The sequence below is a fragment of the Streptomyces sp. NPDC020597 genome (assembly GCF_044335095.1).
Lineage (GTDB): Bacteria > Actinomycetota > Actinomycetes > Streptomycetales > Streptomycetaceae > Streptomyces.
Genome location: NZ_JBIRUL010000009.1, coordinates 236,521 through 251,979, shown reverse-complemented (window position 1 = coordinate 251,979; position 15,459 = coordinate 236,521). Strand labels below are relative to the sequence as shown.

Here is a 15,459-nt window from a genome sequence, read left to right as displayed (position 1 = left end):
CCGGTCGGAGCGCCGTGCCGCGTCCCTCACGGTGTGCACCGTGCCGCGTCCGTGGCGGTGCTCACCGTGGCGCCGGCAGGAACCGCGCCACCCGCTGCACCAGCCGCCGCTCGCAGTCCTGCCATTCGTCGGCCGTGACGGCGAACATCGCGGAGTCGCGCAGGAGGCCGTCCTCGCCCGGCGCCCAGGACCGGGACCAGTTGCGCAGGACGCCCTCGAAGCGGGCGCCGACGCTCGCGATGGCGGCCCGGGAGCGGCTGTTGCGGGCGTCCGTCTTCAGGTCCACCCGGGAGACGCCCCACTGTTCGAAGGCGTGCCGGAAGAGGAGCAGTTTGGCCTCGGCGTTGATGCCCGTGCCCTGTGCGGAGCCGGCCAGCCAGGTGTAACCGACCTCCACGGCGTCGAGTTGTCCGTCGCCCCGCCAGGAACGCGGCTCCAGGTAGGCGGTCGCGCCGACCACTTGGCCGGTGGCGAGGGATGTCTGCGCATAAGGCGCGAGCCGGCCGGTGGCCGCGCGGGCGAGCTGGGCGTCGACGTAGTCACCCATCTCGTCCGCGCGCGGGACCCAGGTGAAGGCGTACGTCTTCCGGTTCTCCTCGGCCGCCGCCGCGAGTCCGGCCGCGTGCCCGTGCTCCAGGGGCTCCAGGCGCACCAGCGCGCCCTCGAGCAACGGCCCCTCCAGTGTGAAAGTCACCCGACGACGTCCTTCCGCAGTGCCTTCGCCAGCTCCCCGAACGCCTCGTGGAAACCGGGGAAAGTCTTGCGGACGCAGCCCGGGTCGTCGAACGAGATTCCGGGGACGCGCAGTCCCGTCACGGCGAACGACATGACGATGCGGTGGTCGCCGTAGGTCTTGACGTCGGCGCCCGTGGGAGCGCCGGCGGAGGGAGAGCCGTCCGCGTCGGGGCGGATCTCGATCCAGTCGGGGCCGGTGGCCACCTCGACGCCGAGCCGCCGCAGGTTCTCCGCGCAGGCCTCCAGCCGGTCGCACTCCTTCACGCGGGTGTTCGCCACGTCCTCGATGCGCACCGGGCCGGTGGCGAAGGGGGCGAGCGCGGCGAGGGTCGGCATGGTGTCGGAGATGTCCCGCATGTTGACGGTGACGCCCCGGAGTTCGCCGGTCCCCGCCACGGTCGTGCGGTCCGCGCCGACGTCGACCCGGGCGCCCATCCGCCGCAGCACCTCCACGAAGCCCAGGTCGCCCTGGAGCGCGCCCTCGCCGAGGCCCGGCACGCTCACCTCGCCGCCGGTCAGCGCGGCCGCCGCGAAGAAGTAGCTCGCGGTGGACGCGTCCGGCTCGATCGCGTACGTCGTGGCGCGGTAGCCGCCGGGCGGGACGACGTACGTGTTCCCCTCCCGCCCGACCTCCACCCCGAACGCCCGCATCATCGCGAGCGTGATCTCCACGTACGGCGCCGAGACCAGGTCGGTGACGGTGACGCGCAGGCCGGTGCGGGTCAGCGGGCCGAGCAGGAGGAGGGCGGTCAGGTACTGGGAGGACTGGCCGGCGTCCAGCACCACCTCGCCGCCCTCGACGCCGGCCGCCCGCACGGTCAGCGGGTGGTGGCCCTCCGCCTCCTCGTGGCGCACGTCCACGCCCAGGTCGCGCAGGGCGCGGGTGAGCGGGAGGAGGGGGCGGCGGCGCATCTGCGCGGAGGCGTCGAAGCGGTACACGCCGTGGCCGGCTGCGGCGAGGGCCGGCAGGAAGCGGGCGGTGGTCGCGCCGTCCCGGCAGAAGACGTCGGCCTCGGCGAGCGCCGGCCCCTGCGGACGGCCGTCGATCTGCCAGGCGTCCGGCGTCCTGCCGACGCGGTAACCGAGCCGGGTCAGGCCCTCGGCGAAGCCCTCGGTGTCGTCGGAGCGGAGCGGGCGCTGCAGCGTGGTGACGCCGTCGGCGGCCGCGGCCAGGAACAGGGCGCGGGCGGTGATGGACTTGGAACCGGGGATGTCGACGAGGACCATGCCCCTCATGATCCCGCGCCGCGCGGCCGCGGTGCCGGTACGTCCACGGGATGGACGAGCGTCGAGACGGTTCCCTCCGGGTGAACGGCCGGGTCGACGGCGGGTCGGTTGCGGATCGACGGCTTGGTCCGCGGCGATCCGGCGGCGGGTGAGCGCGGGTCCGCGGCCGGGGCGCCGAACGGTTCGGCGCACGAGCCCGCGGGCGGGTCGGGGGCCGTGGGTGCGGGCTTTGCGGCCTCACCGGGGGCCGCACGGTCGGTCGGTGTCGGCGCGCCCCGTCCAATGCGCCGATGGCGGCGGCCGCGCGGGTAGCGTGCGCCACCGGTCCCCCACCCCGCCGTCCCCCACCGGAAGGAGCGCCGATGCCCTCCCGACGCACCGTTCTCGCCGCCACCGCCGGCGTCACCGCCGCGCTCGCCGTCGGCGGCCCCGCGCACGCGGACGAGCGCCGGCCGCGCGAGCTCCTCTCCCGTATGACGCTGGAGGAGAAGGTCGGCCAGGTATTCGTCTCGCGGGTGCACGGCCACTCGGCGACCGCCCCCGACCCGGCCGACGCCGACGCCAACCTCGCCGACTTCGGCGTGCGCACCGGCGCCGAGCTGCTCGCCCGCTACCGGCTCGGGGGCGTCATCTACTTCGCCTGGGCGCACAACACCCGCGCGCCGCAGCAGATCGCGGACCTCTCCGACGGCCTCCAGCGGGCCTCGCTCGGGCAGCCGCGCGGTCTGCCGGTGCTGATCACCACCGACCAGGAGCACGGCGCGGTGTGCCGGGTGGGCCGGCCTGCCACCTTGTTCCCCGGCGCGATGGCGATCGGCGCGGGCGGTTCCCGCGACGACGCCCGCACCCTCGGCCGGATCGCGGGAACCGAGCTGCGGGCGATGGGCATCCGGCAGAACTACTCCCCCGTCGCCGACGTCAACGTGAACCCGGCCAACCCGGTGATCGGGGTCCGCTCGTTCGGCGCCGGCCCCGACGCGGTGGCCGCGCTGGTCACGGCGGAGGTCGAGGGCTACCGGGCGGCGGGGGTCGCGGCGACCGCCAAGCACTTCCCCGGGCACGGGGACACCACCGTGGACAGCCACACCGGCTTCCCCGTCATCACCCACACCCGTCAGGAGTGGGAGGCGCTGGACGCGGCGCCGTTCCGGGCGGCGATCGCGGCCGGCGTCGACTCGCTGATGACCGCGCACATCGTGGTGCCCTCGCTGGACGCGTCCGGCGACCCGGCCACCCTCTCCCGGCCCGTCGTCACCGGGCTCCTGCGCGAGGAGTTGGGGTACGACGGCGTCGTGGTCACCGACGCCCTGGACATGGCGGGCGTGCACACGAAGTACGGCGACGACCGGGTCCCGGTGCTCGCCCTCAAGGCCGGCGTCGACCAGCTGCTCAACCCGCCCAAGCTGGACGTCGCCTGGAACGCGGTCCTGAAGGCCGTCCGGGGCGGGGAGCTCGCCGAAGAGCGGCTCGACGAGGCGGTGTTGCGCATCCTGCGGCTCAAGGAACGGCTGGGGCTGTTCGACGATCCGTACACCGACCCGGCCGGGGTCGCCCGGACCGTCGGCGCCCCCGAGCACCTCGCGACGGCCGATCTGCTCGCCGAGCGGACGACGACGCTCCTCGTCAACGAGGGCGGCGTGCTCCCGCTGTCGCCCCGCTCGCATCCCGCGCTGCTGGTCGTCGGCGCCGATCCGGCCTCGCCCACCGGCACCACGGGCCCGCCCACCGGCGTCCTCGCCGCCGCCCTCGCCGCACAGGGCTTCCGGACGACGACCCTGCCCACGGGCACGGCCCCCTCCGCCGAGACGATCGCGCAGGCGGTCGCGGCGGCGGGCGAAGCGTCCGCCGTGGTGGTCACCACCTACAACGTCACGGCGGACAGCGCCCAGAGGACACTGGTCGAGCGGCTGTCGGCGACCGGCCGGCCGGTGCTCGCGGTGGCGGTCCGCAATCCCTACGACGTGGCACGGCTGCCGTCCGTCACGGCGTGCCTGGCGACGTACTGCTGGACCGACGTCGAACTGCGGGCCGCGGCGCGGGTGATCGCCGGAACGGTCCGGCCGCAGGGGAAGCTGCCGGTGCCCGTCCAGCGGGCGGACGACCCGGCCCGCGTCCTGTACCCGATCGGCCACGGCCTTACGTACTGAGCCCCGGGTCCGGTCGGCCGCGCGCACCCGCGTGGAGTGCGCGCGGCCGCGTGGGGCGGCCGGTCCGGGGTGTGGCTACGGGCGCAGCGCGGGCTCCCGTTCCACGTCCCGCACGTCCAGCTTCGGGTCGAACCCGGCGAGCGGCTTCGCCCGCTCCACGGCCGGCGCCGCGACGCCCGCCCAGTCCAGGATGCGGGCCGTGGCCAGCGCCTTCTGGTCCGCGACCAGACCGGCCACGTTCGCGCCGTGGTTGAGGCCGGGGGCGGTGAAGACGTAGCTGTCGTTCGCGCCCTTGCCGAGCCGGAAGCGCTCCGAGCCCCAGGGGTCGTTCTGGCCGTAGACGAAGAGCATGTGCCGGGCGTTGTGCCGCACCCAGGTGTCGACGTCCCGCATCGCCCCGGGCCGGAACGTCATCGGGATGTCGCGGGGGACGAAGTTGCGCGGCGGCTGGTAGCCGTAGCGGATGTACTTCTTCTCGATGGCCGGGAAGTGGATCGTGGGGGCGCCGAGCTGGGTGCCCGCCTGGTAGTAGTACGGCGTGTACGTGGCGAGGCCCTGGTCGGTGTAGGCGGAGAAGCCGGAGATCGCGTCGACCGAGTCCCAGATCTCGTCGTCGGTGGCGGTGGCCGCGGACGCCGGGATCGACGCGCAGTCGGACAGCAGGCTGTACTGCCAGAAGCCCCAGACGTAGTCGAGGACGACCGCCTCGTAGGCGCGGTCCAGGCTGCCGATGGTGGTGAAGGTGTAGCCGTTCGCCACCGCGTCCGCGGCGTACCTGCGCTCCAGCGGCTCCCGGCGCACGAGCGCCTCGCGCTGGACGGCGTTCAGCCGGTCGCGGCACTCCTTGGTGCCGACGGAGGCGAAGAAGCGGTCGTAGGCCGAGTCCTCGTGGTCGACGACGTCGTTGGGGGCGACGTAGGCGACGACGCCGTCCATGTCCCGGGGGTAGAAGCGCTCGTAGTACGTGGCCGTCATGCCGCCCTTGGAGCCGCCCGTGGCGAGCCAGTTCTTCGTGTAGATCTTCTTCAGCGCCGCGAAGACGCGGTGCTGGTCGCTCGCGGCCTGCCAGATGTCCAGCTTGGACCAGTCGGCGGGGGCGGGGCGGGACGGGGTGAAGTAGCGGTACTCCAGGGAGACCTGGTTGCCGTCCACGATCTGGGTGGGCTCGCGGCGGCCGGGGTTGGTGGAGACGTTGTAGCCGCTGGTGTAGAAGACCGTCGGGCGGCTGACGTCCTTGTGCAACACGGTGATGCGCTGCTGGAAGACGCCCTTGGAGGGGTGCCGGTGGTCCACCGGCTGGGTGAGGTTCAGGACGAAGAAGCGGTACCCGGGGTACGGTTTCTCCTCGATCAGGCTGACGCCCGGGATCGCGAGCAGCCGGTCCTTGATGTCGGTGGCCTCCGGCGTGGGGGCGGCGGTCGCCGCTCCCGCCGTGCCCAGTGTGCCTATGAGCACCGTGAGCGCGAGCAGCCATCTGAGCGCCTTGCGCATGCGCGTGCACCCTCCTTGTGAGACAGATGTGCGTCGCCGGAAGCTATCGGAGCAACACGGGTCACACCAGAGGGGGTTGACGCATCAGGAGTGGGGCGCGGGTCAGCGGGGCGTCGCGGGGGCCGGGGTCCGGCGAGCCGGGGCGCGGGTCAGCACAGGAACCAGCCCGACCCGTAGGCGATGCTGCCCACCGCTGCCGTCACCCGCACCCGCCGGTGGCCTGCGTACGTCTTGGCGACCGGTGAACTGCGTTTGTCCATACGCGACTTGTGCACGGCGATCAGCCCGCGCGCCTGGACGCTCACCGAGACGAGCCGCTTGACGCCGGGCCGCTTCTGGACGGTGACGGCGCAGACCACGCCGCCGTCCCGGTAGATCAGCACGGAGCCGGCCGGGAAGGACAGGGTGCGCACCTTGCGTCCGGTGCAGGACGAGCCGGCGGTGGCCGCCTGCGCGCTGCCCGGCAGGGCGACGGCGAGCACCGCGGCCGCGATGAGCACGGCCAGCGCCGCGGTCAGTCTTCGGACCGTCGTGCTCCGAGCGCGTTCCGCACCTGTGCCCACGGTCCTGCCCCCTCCCGCGTCCGCCGTACGCGACGGCCGGCTGTCCGCCGCGGCCGCGCGTGCGATCCCCGTACTGATGTACGGACGCCCGAGGTGTGCCGATGGTTGCGCGCCCGTCACCGGGACGCGCTCACCGGCTCCTCGGGCTCGGCCGCGCCGACGAAGGTGCGCCACAGGCGCGCGTAGCGTCCGTCGAGGGCGAGGAGCTCGTCGTGGGTGCCGTCCTCGACGATGCAGCCGTGGTCCATGACCACCACCCGGTCGGCGCGGGCGGCGGTGGTCAGCCGGTGGGCGACCACGAGCGTGGTGCGGCGGCCCGTCAGGCGGTCGGTGGCCTGGTTGACCTGGGCCTCCGTCGCCAGGTCGAGGGCGGCCGTGGCCTCGTCGAGGAGCAGGACGTCCGGGGCGACGAGTTCGGCGCGGGCCAGCGCGATCAGCTGGCGCTGGCCGGCGGAGAGGTTGCGGCCGCGCTCGGCGACCTCGTGGAGGTAACCGCCGTCGAGCGTGGCGATCATCTCGTGCGCGCCGACCGCCCGCGCCGCGGCCTCCACCTCGGCGTCGGAGGCGTCCGGCCGGCCGTAGGCGATGGCGTCGCGGACGGTGCCCGGGAACAGGTACGCCTCCTGCGGGACGACGCCCAGCCGGTGGCGGTACGAGGTCAGGTCGAGGGAGCGCAGGTCCCGGCCGTCCACGGTGACCCGGCCGCCCGTGGGATCGTAGAACCGGGCCACCAGCTTGACCAGGGTCGACTTCCCGGCGCCGGTCTCGCCCACGAACGCGACGGTCTGGCCGGCCGGGATGCGCAGGTCGATCCCGGCGAGGGCCTCCTCCTCCGTGCCGTAGCGGAAGCGCACGTCCTCGAAGGCGATCTCGCCGCGGAGCGAGCGCACCTCGAGCGGCCGTTCAGCGGATCCCGTGGACGTCGGCTCGCGGAGCAGTTCCTGGATGCGTCCCAGCGAGACGGTCGCCTGCTGGTAGCCGTCGAAGACCTGCGAGAGCTGCTGCACGGGGGCGAAGAACAGGTCGATGTAGAGCAGGTAGGCCACCAGCGCGCCGGTGGTGAGGGTCGCCGCGTCGATCCGTCCCGCGCCCGCGATCAGCACCGCCGCCGCCGCGACCGAGGACAGCAGCTGCACGAACGGGAAGTAGATCGAGATCAGCCACTGGCCCCTGATGCGCGCCCTGCGGTAGCTGTCGGAGCGCTCCGCGAACCGTGCCGCGCCGTCCCGCTCGCGCCCGAAGGCCTGCACGATCCGCAGCCCGGACACGGACTCCTGGAGGTCGGCGTTGACCGTCGACACCCGTTCGCGGGCCAGTTCGTACGCCTTCACGCTGGCCTTGCGGAAGAAGTAGGTGGCGATGATCAGCGGCGGCAGCGTCGCGAAGACGACCAGCGCCAGCTGCACGTCGATCACCAGCAGGGCGATCATGATCCCGAAGAAGGTGACGACCGAGACGAAGGCGGTGACCAGTCCGGTCTGCAGGAACGTGGACAGGGCGTCGACGTCCGTCGTCATCCTGGTCATGATCCGGCCGGTCAGCTCCCGCTCGTAGTAGTCGAGGCCGAGACGCTGGAGCTGGGCGAAGATCTTCAGCCTGAGCGTGTAGAGGACGCGTTCGCCGGTGCGCCCGGTCATCCGGATCTCGCCGGTCTGCGCGGCCCACTGCGCCACCACGGCCAGCAGGGCGAGCAGGGAGGCCGCCCAGACGGCCCCGAGCGCCGCCCGGGACACGCCCTGGTCGATGCCGTGCCGGATCATCACCGGCAGCAGCAGGCCCATGCCGGCGTCGAGGGCGACCAGGGCGAGGCTGACCAGGAGCGGCGCGCCGAAGCCGCGCAGCAGCCTGCGCAGTCCGTACGACTCCTCAGGCCGCACCGCCAGCCGTTCGTCGACGCCGGGGGTGTCGGCGGCCGGGGGCAGCGCCTCGACCTGGGCGAGCAGCTCGGGGGTGGCGGGCGTTCCGGACAGCGCCGTGTCCTTCGGCTCGCGGTCGCCGGTCCACAGCCGGGGGGTGACCCCGCGCTCGGCGTCGAACTCGGCGTCCAGCTCGTCGCGGACGGAGGTGTCCTCGCCGGGGGCGGCCGCCTGGGCGTGGCCGGGCGAGACGCCGCCGAGCTCGTCGGGGTCGGTGAGGAGACGGCGGTAGAGCGCGGAGCGCTCCTGGAGCTCCTCGTGGGTGCCGAGGTCGGCGAGCCGTCCCGCGTCGAGGACGGCGATGCGGTCGGCGAGGCCGAGCGTGGAGCGTCGGTGGGCGATCAGCAGCGTGGTGCGGCCCTGCATGACCTGCTTGAGCGCCTCGTGGATCTCGTGCTCGACGGCCGCGTCCACGGCGGAGGTGGCGTCGTCGAGGACGAGCAGGCGCGGGTCGGAGAGGATCGCGCGGGCGAGCGCGACGCGCTGGCGCTGGCCGCCGGAGAGGGTGAGTCCGTGCTCGCCCACCTTCGTGTCGTAGCCCGCGGGCAGCTCGGCGACGAACCGGTCGGCCTGGGCGGCCCGGGCCGCCGCCTCGATCTGCTCCTGGGTGGCGTCCGGGCGGCCGTAGGCGATGTTGGCGCGGATGGTGTCGGAGAAGAGGAAGGAGTCCTCGGGGACCAGGCCGATCGCGGCCCGCAGCGAGTCCAGGGTGAGCTCGCGCACGTCGTGGCCGCCGATGAGGACCGCGCCCCGGGTGACGTCGTAGAAGCGGGGCAGCAGCAGCGAGACCGTGGACTTGCCGGAGCCGGAGGAGCCGACCACGGCGAGGGTCTCTCCGGGGCGGATCTCGAAGCTGAGGCCGTCGAGGACGGGACGCTCGGGGTCGTAGCCGAAGGAGACGTCGTCGAACTCGACGGTCGCCGGGGCGTCCGCGGGGAGCGCCTTGGCGCCGTCCTTCATCGACGGCTCGGTGTCGATGAGCTCCAGCACGCGCTCGGTGCCCGCCCGGGCCTGCTGGCCGACGGTGAGGACCACGGCCAGCATCCGGACCGGGCCGACGAGCTGGGCCAGGTAGGTGGAGAAGGCGACGAAGGTGCCGAGGGTGATGTGACCGCCGACGGCCAGCCAGCCGCCGAGCGCCAGCATCGCGACCTGGCCGAGGGCGGGCACTGCCTGCAGGGCGGGGGTGTAGGCGGCGTTCAGGCGGATCGTGCGCAGCCGCCCCGCGAAGAGCCGGCGTCCCACCTCGCGGAGTTTCCCGGTCTCCTGATCCTCCTGCCCGAAGCCCTTCACCACGCGTACGCCGCTGACGGCGCCGTCGACCACGCCCGCCACGGCGGCCGCCTGCGCCTGGGCGTACCAGGTGGCGGGGTGGAGCTTGGTCCGGCTGCGCTTGGCGATGTACGCGAGGGCGGGCGCCACCGCGAGGGCGACCAGGGTGAGCGGAAGCGACAGCCACGCCATGATCACGAGGGAGATCAGGAAGAGCAGCAGGTTCCCGATCGTCATCGGGAGCATGAAGAGCAGGCCCTGGATCAGCTGGAGGTCGCTGGTCGCTCGGCCGACGACCTGGCCGGTGGACAGCTCGTCCTGACGGCGTCCGTCGAGCCGGGTGATCGTCTCGAACATGTCGGTGCGCAGGTCGTGCTGGACGTCCAGGGCGAGACGTCCGCCGTAGTAGCGGCGGACGTAGGTGGAGACGTAGACGAGGACGGCGGCGGCGAGGAGGGCGCCCGCCCAGGGGGCCATGTCACGGGAGTGGTCGCCGATGACGTCGTCGATGATCACCTTGGTGACCAGCGGGACCAGCGCCATCACGGCCATGCCGAGCAGCGAGGAGCCGAGGGCCAGGGCGACGTCCGCAGGGTGGCGCCGGGCGTAGCCCGCCAGCCGTCGTGCCCATCCCCGTTGCTCCCTCACGCCGGTGCCTCCGCTTCCTCGAGCTGACCTGATCTGCCGGAAGGCTCCAACGCCGGGGGATGCGGATTTCATCCCTCCGCAACAATCCTCTCCCCGGCGTGCGGGGCGCGCCCGCGGGGGAACACGGACGGCCACCGGCCCGTCACCGAGGGCATCGGTGACGGGCCGGTGGCCGGCGGAGGGGATCATGCGCGAGCGCGCTCAGGAGGCGGCCAGGTCCTTGTGGATGACCTTGGCGACGCCCTGGATGGTCGCGATGCCGTAGTTCATGGTGCTGTTGCCGTGCGTGAGGACGGTCATCACGTAGTCGTGGCCGCCGCCCTTGAACGTGCCGACGCTGTGCACCCGCCAGCCCTGCGTGGCGCGCGACAGCCAGCCGTTCTTGACGTGCCAGGACACGTTCGCGGGCCGGCCGTACGGGGTGCCCCAGCGCTGCGCGGAGACGACCTTGCCCATCAGGGTGCTGACGTAGGAGCGCGAGGCATCGGTGAGCACCGCGTTGTGGGCGTGGATGAGCTTGAGCAGCTTCTGCTCGTCGGTGACGGTGATCTGGGTCAGTCCCCAGTAGTTGTTCGCACCGGGCGTGGTCTGGGTCATCTTCGCGGCCGTCAGGAACTTCTTGATCTTCGTCACGCCGAGCTGCTTCCACAGGGTGGAGGTGGAGGCGTTGTCCGACTTGGTGATCATGGCGGTGGCGAGCGACTTCTCACGGCTGGTCAGCGTGCGGCGGGCGTTCTGCGCGTCCCACAGCAGCGCGGACAGGACGGTCACCTTGACCACGCTGGCCGAGTCGTAGGCGGTGGAGGCGCGCAGGGTGCAGGTGGTGTTCGTGCTGCGGTCGTAGAGCCCGACGGCGATCGTGCCCTTGCGGCCCACCAGCGCGGCGGTGATGTCCTTCTTCAGCTTGGTGGCCAGAGCCGCCTTGCTCGACGTGCAGGTCACGGTGGGCGTGGCGGCGGAGGCGGGCGCGGCGGTGGCCACGCCGGTGACGAGGACGGCGGCGCCGAGCGCCGTGGCGACCAGTCCCCTTCTGCGGTTTGCGGTCCGGTGAGTCATGCCACGTTGACTCACACACCTGATCGATAGTTGTACTCCCGTTCGACGTGCGGGAGTTCGTGACAGGTTCGTCGCCGGGCGGAAACAGAACGCGCACCACCAGGGGAAGCTCGCGCCGTGCCGGGAGCGCGCTCACCCGCTTCTCACCGGACCACAGCTCGTCCCCAGGTGGAGCACAGGCCTCGCTCATCCGCCGAGCGCATCGTGCAGTGGTGACATCTGCCACCGATCCCGTCCCCCGGCCGGCCGCGACTCCCGCCGGGCCCCCCGCTCTGTCTCCCGCCGCGTCCCCGGACCCGCCGCCACCGGGCGCCTCCCCGGCGGCTCCCCCGGCGCACCCGCCGCAGGAGGCGCCCCGCTGGTCGCTGCCCGCACTGATCGCCGTCCTGGCCCTGGCGGGGGTGCTCTACGGCTGGAACCTCTCGGGCGACAGCCTCAACAGCTTCTACAGCGCCGCCGTGTACAGCGGCACGCAGAGCTGGAAGGCGTGGTTCTTCGGCTCGCTCGACGCCGGGAACTTCCTCACCGTCGACAAGCCGCCGTTCGCGCTCATGGTCATGGGCCTGTCCTGCCGGGTCTTCGGCTTCGGCACCTGGCAGATGATGGCCCCGCAGATCGCGGCGGCACTCGGCACGATCTGGATCCTGCACTCCTCCGTGAAGCGGGCGTTCGGGCACGTCGCGGCGGCCGTCGCGGCGCTGGTCCTCGCGCTGACCCCCATCACCGTCGCCATCGACCGGGACAACAACCCCGACACGATCCTCGTCCTGCTGATGGCAGCGGGCGCCGCGCTCGCCCTGCGCGCCACCCGCGACGACAGGCTGCTGCCGCTCATCGGCTCCGCGGTCTGCTTCGGCCTCGCCTTCAACACGAAAATGCTCCAGGGCTACATCGCCCTGCCCGCCGTCTTCGCCGTGTACCTGTACGCGTCGGGGCTCGGCCTGCGGAAGAAGGCCGCCAACCTGGCGCTCGCCGCCGTGGCGCTGGCCGTCTCGAGCTTCTGGTGGGCGACCGCGGTCTCGCTCGTGCCGGCCGACGACCGCCCGTACATCGGCGGTTCGACCGACGGCAGCGCCTGGGACCTGATCACGGGCTACAACGGCCTCGGCCGGGTCCTCGGCGGCGAGGGCAACGGCGGGGGCGGCGGGGGCGGCGCCTCCTTCGCCGGGACCGCGGGCATCGGCCGGATGTTCAACGACGTCCTCGGCGGCCAGATCTCCTGGCTGATCCCCTTCGCGGGCGTCGCGCTCGTCGCCGGCCTGGTGCGGTGCGGCCGGGCCCCGCGCACCGACGCGACCCGTGCCGCGCTGGTGATGTGGGGCGGCTGGCTCGTGCTGCACTACCTGACGTTCGCCATGGCCGAGGGCACCATGCACCCGTACTACACGACCGCGCTCGCCCCGGGCGTCGCGGCGCTGTGCGGGGGCGGCGGCGTCCTGCTGTGGCGCGCCTTCCGGGGCGGCGAGGCCCGCTGGTCGTGGGTGCTGCCGGCCGGGCTCGCGGTCACCGGAGTCTGGGCGGTCGTGCTGCTGCGGCGGGCCGGCGACTGGAACACCTGGCTGTGGCCGGCGGTGGGCGTGGTCATGATCCTCGCGCTCGTGGGCCTGTTCGTCCTGCGCTCGGCGGACTCGGGCCCGAGGCTCCGGCTGCTCGGGGTGTCCGTCACGGCGGCACTCGTGGCGGGCCTCGCGGGTCCGGCGGCGTTCGCCGCGTCGCCCGCCTTCGGCACCTCCGGCGGCATGATGGGCGGCACCAACCCGACCGCCGGCCCCTCCACCGGCGGCGGCATGGGCGGGCCGGGCGGCGGTGGCCGGGGCGGCTTCGGCGGCGGCCCCGGCGGCCAGATGCCGGGAGGCACGCGGCAGGGCGGCCAGGCCGGCGGGGAGTTCCCCGGCGGCGACGGCCGGATGACGCAGGGCGGCGGCGCCGGCGAACTCCCGCAGGGCGGCGGCGGCAACGGCACGGCACCCGGCGGCATGGGCGGAGGCGGCGGCATGGGCGGCGCCGACAGCGGGCTGGTCTCGTACCTGGAGAAGCACCAGGACGGCGCCACCTGGCTGATCGCGGTGTCCAACTCGCAGAGCGCGGGCCAGCTGATCCTGAGCACCGGAAAGCCCGTCATCTCGATGTTCGGCTTCACCGGCTCCGACAACGCGATGACGCTGACCCGTCTCAAGGAACTGGTGAAGAAGGGCGAGCTGCACTACATCCAGCTCGGCGGCGGCGGGGGTCCGGGCGGCGGCAACAACAGCCTGCTGGCCCAGATCACCACGTGGGTGCAGAAGAACGGCACGGCGGTGAAGGCGAGCGAGTACGGCGCGAGTTCGGCCTCCGGGGCCAGTGCCGACGGCGCTGCCTCCGCCACGTCCACCGTCTACCGGCTGGACGCCTCCGACGTGAGCTGACACGCAGGCCCAGGACCCGGACGGCCTCCGACTCTTCTGTCGGAGGCCGTCCGCGCACATCAACTCGCGTGGACAAGGGGCGGTTTGCCGGATCTCGTCATCTGAAAGACATGTCAGATTCATTGCCATGACCGCATGTGCATGTCACTCTCCCGATTGCCGCCTTCAATCAACCCGCGTAGATCGGACACCCCACATGCTGGCGACACGCATACGCCGATGGAAGTCGGTGGCGCTGGCCACCACTGCCGTCCTGGTCGGCCTCACCGCCCCCGCGCTCACCGCGTCCCCCGCCGCGGCGACCACGACGGCGTACGACTCGACGTACTACAAGAACGCGGTCGGCAAGACGGGCACGAGCCTGAAGTCCTCCCTGCACACGATCATCAGCGCCAACGTCTCGAAGATCTCGTACTCCGCGGTCTGGAACGCCCTCAAGGTCACCGACCAGGACCCGAACAACAGCAGCAACGTGATCCTGCTGTACAGCGGCGTCTCGCGCAGCAAGTCCCTCAACGGCGGCGACGTCGGCGACTGGAACCGCGAGCACGTCTGGGCCAAGTCGCACGGCGACTTCGGCGAGGTGACCGGTCCCGGCACGGACCTGCACCACCTGCGTCCCGCGGACGTGACGGTCAACAGCATCCGCGGCAACAAGGACTTCGACAACGGCGGCAGCACCGTCTCGGGCGGCGGCGGCAGCCTCACCGACTCCGACTCCTTCGAGCCGCGCGACGCCGACAAGGGCGATGTGGCCCGCATGATCCTCTACATGGCGGTCCGCTACGACGGCGGCGACGGCTTCGCCGACCTCGAGCCCAACGAGAAGGTCAACAACGGCAGCAACCCGTACATCGGCAAGCTGTCCGTGCTCAAGCAGTGGAACGACGAGGACCCGCCGAGCGCCTTCGAGGAGAAGCGCAACCAGACCATCTACGACACCTACCAGCACAACCGCAACCCGTTCATCGACCACCCGGAGTGGGTCGAGGCGATCTGGTAGGACCGCGGCACGCACACCCGCAGGGGCTGAACCTCCCATGGCGACAAGGAGGTTCGGCCCCTTTCGGCGTCACCCGCGGGGAGCACCGTGCCAGCGCCACCGCGTGAGACGCGCACGCCCCGGCAGCTCGCCCCGGCCGGTCGCCCACAGCAGGGCGGGCCACGCGTCGGTGCCCGTCGGGGCGTCGGGGAAGAGCCGCGCCAGCACCCGGCCGCACAGTCCGGCGTCCGGCTCCCACCGCACCCCGAGCCCCTCGGCGACATCGTGCACGTGCACCAGCGTCTCGACGACGCCCATGGCGGCGAAGCCCTCGGGGTCGGAGGCGCCGAACACGTGATGCGACCTGACGTCCGGCGGGGCGGTGCGCACCATGGCCGTCAGCAGAGCGCCGCTCGCCTCCAGCACCTGCACCAGCCCGGCGGCTCCGGCGGCGCGGTCGGCGAAGACGACGTTGGCCGGTCCGCCGGGCCTTTGCGGGCTCCAGACGAAGGGCACGTCCCGGTCCGACGGCGGCTCCTCGGGCCCCAGTTGGGCGGCGTAGGCGAAGAGGTCGTCGGCGAGGTGCTCGACGGTCTCCCAGCAACTCCATTCCAGGGAACCGGCCCTGACGTCCCAGTCGGCCTCCCCCGCCTCGCGCAGCACGGCCGCCGCCGCGCGGACGACGTCCCGCACGTCGTCGGCGGTGACGGGGCCGGGGCGGGCGCCGGGGCCGGGTGTTCCGGGTGCTTCAGACATGCCGGGACGGTATCAACGGCCTTCGTCGACGGCCCCGGTGTGCGTAAGCGAGTGCCCGTGCCGCGAAGTCCGGGGAGCAGGTGGCACGGCATCTGCTGTGCCGGGCCGTCTGGGATGCCGACGCCATGGGCTCCTTCTTTCTCCGACGGCGCGGGAATCAGCGTCCCGTCACTGTCGATCACCGAACACCGGGCGTTGGTGTTCCAGCAGCGGATTGCACGGATGCAGGTCGCGCCCAGAGTGATCGCGACCGCGAGGTCC

Annotated in this window: 10 protein-coding genes; 3 read left to right on the top strand and 7 right to left on the bottom strand. The window is 72.8% G+C overall.

Features of this window, described 5'->3' with window-relative positions:
- Positions 1-61 precede the first annotated feature (61 nt).
- Both ACH4ZA_RS18575 and aroA read right to left on the bottom strand, forming a co-directional pair.
- Positions 62-694, bottom strand: a complete 633-nt coding sequence (locus ACH4ZA_RS18575) for a GNAT family protein (RefSeq protein WP_319282066.1) — start codon at positions 692-694, stop codon at positions 62-64.
- Positions 691-1,962, bottom strand: a complete 1,272-nt coding sequence (aroA, locus tag ACH4ZA_RS18570) for a 3-phosphoshikimate 1-carboxyvinyltransferase (RefSeq protein ID WP_319282069.1) — start codon at positions 1,960-1,962, stop codon at positions 691-693. The genes ACH4ZA_RS18575 and aroA overlap by 4 nt, the downstream gene beginning before the upstream one ends.
- 362 nt (positions 1,963-2,324) lie before the next feature.
- On the opposite strand from aroA, the gene ACH4ZA_RS18565 reads away from it, so the two are divergent.
- Positions 2,325-4,109 carry a glycoside hydrolase family 3 protein gene (locus ACH4ZA_RS18565; RefSeq protein ID WP_398430362.1) on the top strand — a complete coding sequence of 595 codons (1,785 nt, stop codon included), beginning with the start codon at positions 2,325-2,327 and terminating at the stop codon, positions 4,107-4,109.
- A gap of 75 nt (positions 4,110-4,184) precedes the next feature.
- Here the strand turns inward: ACH4ZA_RS18565 and ACH4ZA_RS18560 are convergent, their stop codons facing one another.
- The 4 genes from ACH4ZA_RS18560 to ACH4ZA_RS18545 all read right to left on the bottom strand — a co-directional run bounded on the left by ACH4ZA_RS18560 (position 4,185) and on the right by ACH4ZA_RS18545 (position 11,055).
- A complete protein-coding gene (locus ACH4ZA_RS18560) occupies positions 4,185-5,600 on the bottom strand; it encodes a S28 family serine protease (RefSeq protein ID WP_319282074.1) in 1,416 nt (471 codons plus the stop codon).
- A gap of 149 nt (positions 5,601-5,749) precedes the next feature.
- Positions 5,750-6,163 (bottom strand): hypothetical protein, encoded by a 414-nt coding sequence (locus ACH4ZA_RS18555; protein WP_319282077.1) that lies wholly within the window; start codon positions 6,161-6,163, stop codon positions 5,750-5,752.
- A 116-nt stretch (positions 6,164-6,279) separates the two neighbouring features.
- Positions 6,280-9,999, bottom strand: coding sequence for an ABC transporter ATP-binding protein (locus ACH4ZA_RS18550; protein ID WP_398430359.1), 3,720 nt, complete (start codon positions 9,997-9,999; stop codon positions 6,280-6,282).
- A gap of 201 nt (positions 10,000-10,200) precedes the next feature.
- Positions 10,201-11,055: a serine hydrolase gene (locus ACH4ZA_RS18545; protein WP_398430357.1), complete on the bottom strand. Its 855-nt coding sequence runs from the start codon at positions 11,053-11,055 to the stop codon at positions 10,201-10,203.
- A 212-nt stretch (positions 11,056-11,267) separates the two neighbouring features.
- Here ACH4ZA_RS18545 and ACH4ZA_RS18540 point away from each other — a divergent pair, with 212 nt between their 5' ends.
- Both ACH4ZA_RS18540 and ACH4ZA_RS18535 read left to right on the top strand, forming a co-directional pair.
- Positions 11,268-13,460 carry a glycosyltransferase family 39 protein gene (locus ACH4ZA_RS18540; protein ID WP_398430355.1) on the top strand — a complete coding sequence of 731 codons (2,193 nt, stop codon included), beginning with the start codon at positions 11,268-11,270 and terminating at the stop codon, positions 13,458-13,460.
- 196 nt (positions 13,461-13,656) lie between these two features.
- Positions 13,657-14,463, top strand: coding sequence for an endonuclease I family protein (locus ACH4ZA_RS18535; RefSeq protein WP_057574537.1), 807 nt, complete (start codon positions 13,657-13,659; stop codon positions 14,461-14,463).
- A 69-nt stretch (positions 14,464-14,532) separates the two neighbouring features.
- Here the strand turns inward: ACH4ZA_RS18535 and ACH4ZA_RS18530 are convergent, their stop codons facing one another.
- Positions 14,533-15,198 carry a DinB family protein gene (locus tag ACH4ZA_RS18530; RefSeq protein ID WP_398430353.1) on the bottom strand — a complete coding sequence of 222 codons (666 nt, stop codon included), beginning with the start codon at positions 15,196-15,198 and terminating at the stop codon, positions 14,533-14,535.
- Positions 15,199-15,459: the final 261 nt, after the last annotated feature.

Bases quoted from the DNA above. Each gene is read 5' to 3' on its own strand.
- aroA (WP_319282069.1), bottom strand. From the start codon at position 1,962: ATGGTCCTCGTCGACATCCCCGGTTCCAAGTCCATCACCGCCCGCGCC.
- ACH4ZA_RS18565 (WP_398430362.1), top strand. From the start codon at position 2,325: ATGCCCTCCCGACGCACCGTTCTCGCCGCCACCGCCGGCGTCACCGCC.
- ACH4ZA_RS18560 (WP_319282074.1), bottom strand. From the start codon at position 5,600: ATGCGCAAGGCGCTCAGATGGCTGCTCGCGCTCACGGTGCTCATAGGC.
- ACH4ZA_RS18545 (WP_398430357.1), bottom strand. From the start codon at position 11,055: ATGACTCACCGGACCGCAAACCGCAGAAGGGGACTGGTCGCCACGGCG.
- ACH4ZA_RS18535 (WP_057574537.1), top strand. From the start codon at position 13,657: ATGCTGGCGACACGCATACGCCGATGGAAGTCGGTGGCGCTGGCCACC.
- ACH4ZA_RS18530 (WP_398430353.1), bottom strand. From the start codon at position 15,198: ATGTCTGAAGCACCCGGAACACCCGGCCCCGGCGCCCGCCCCGGCCCC.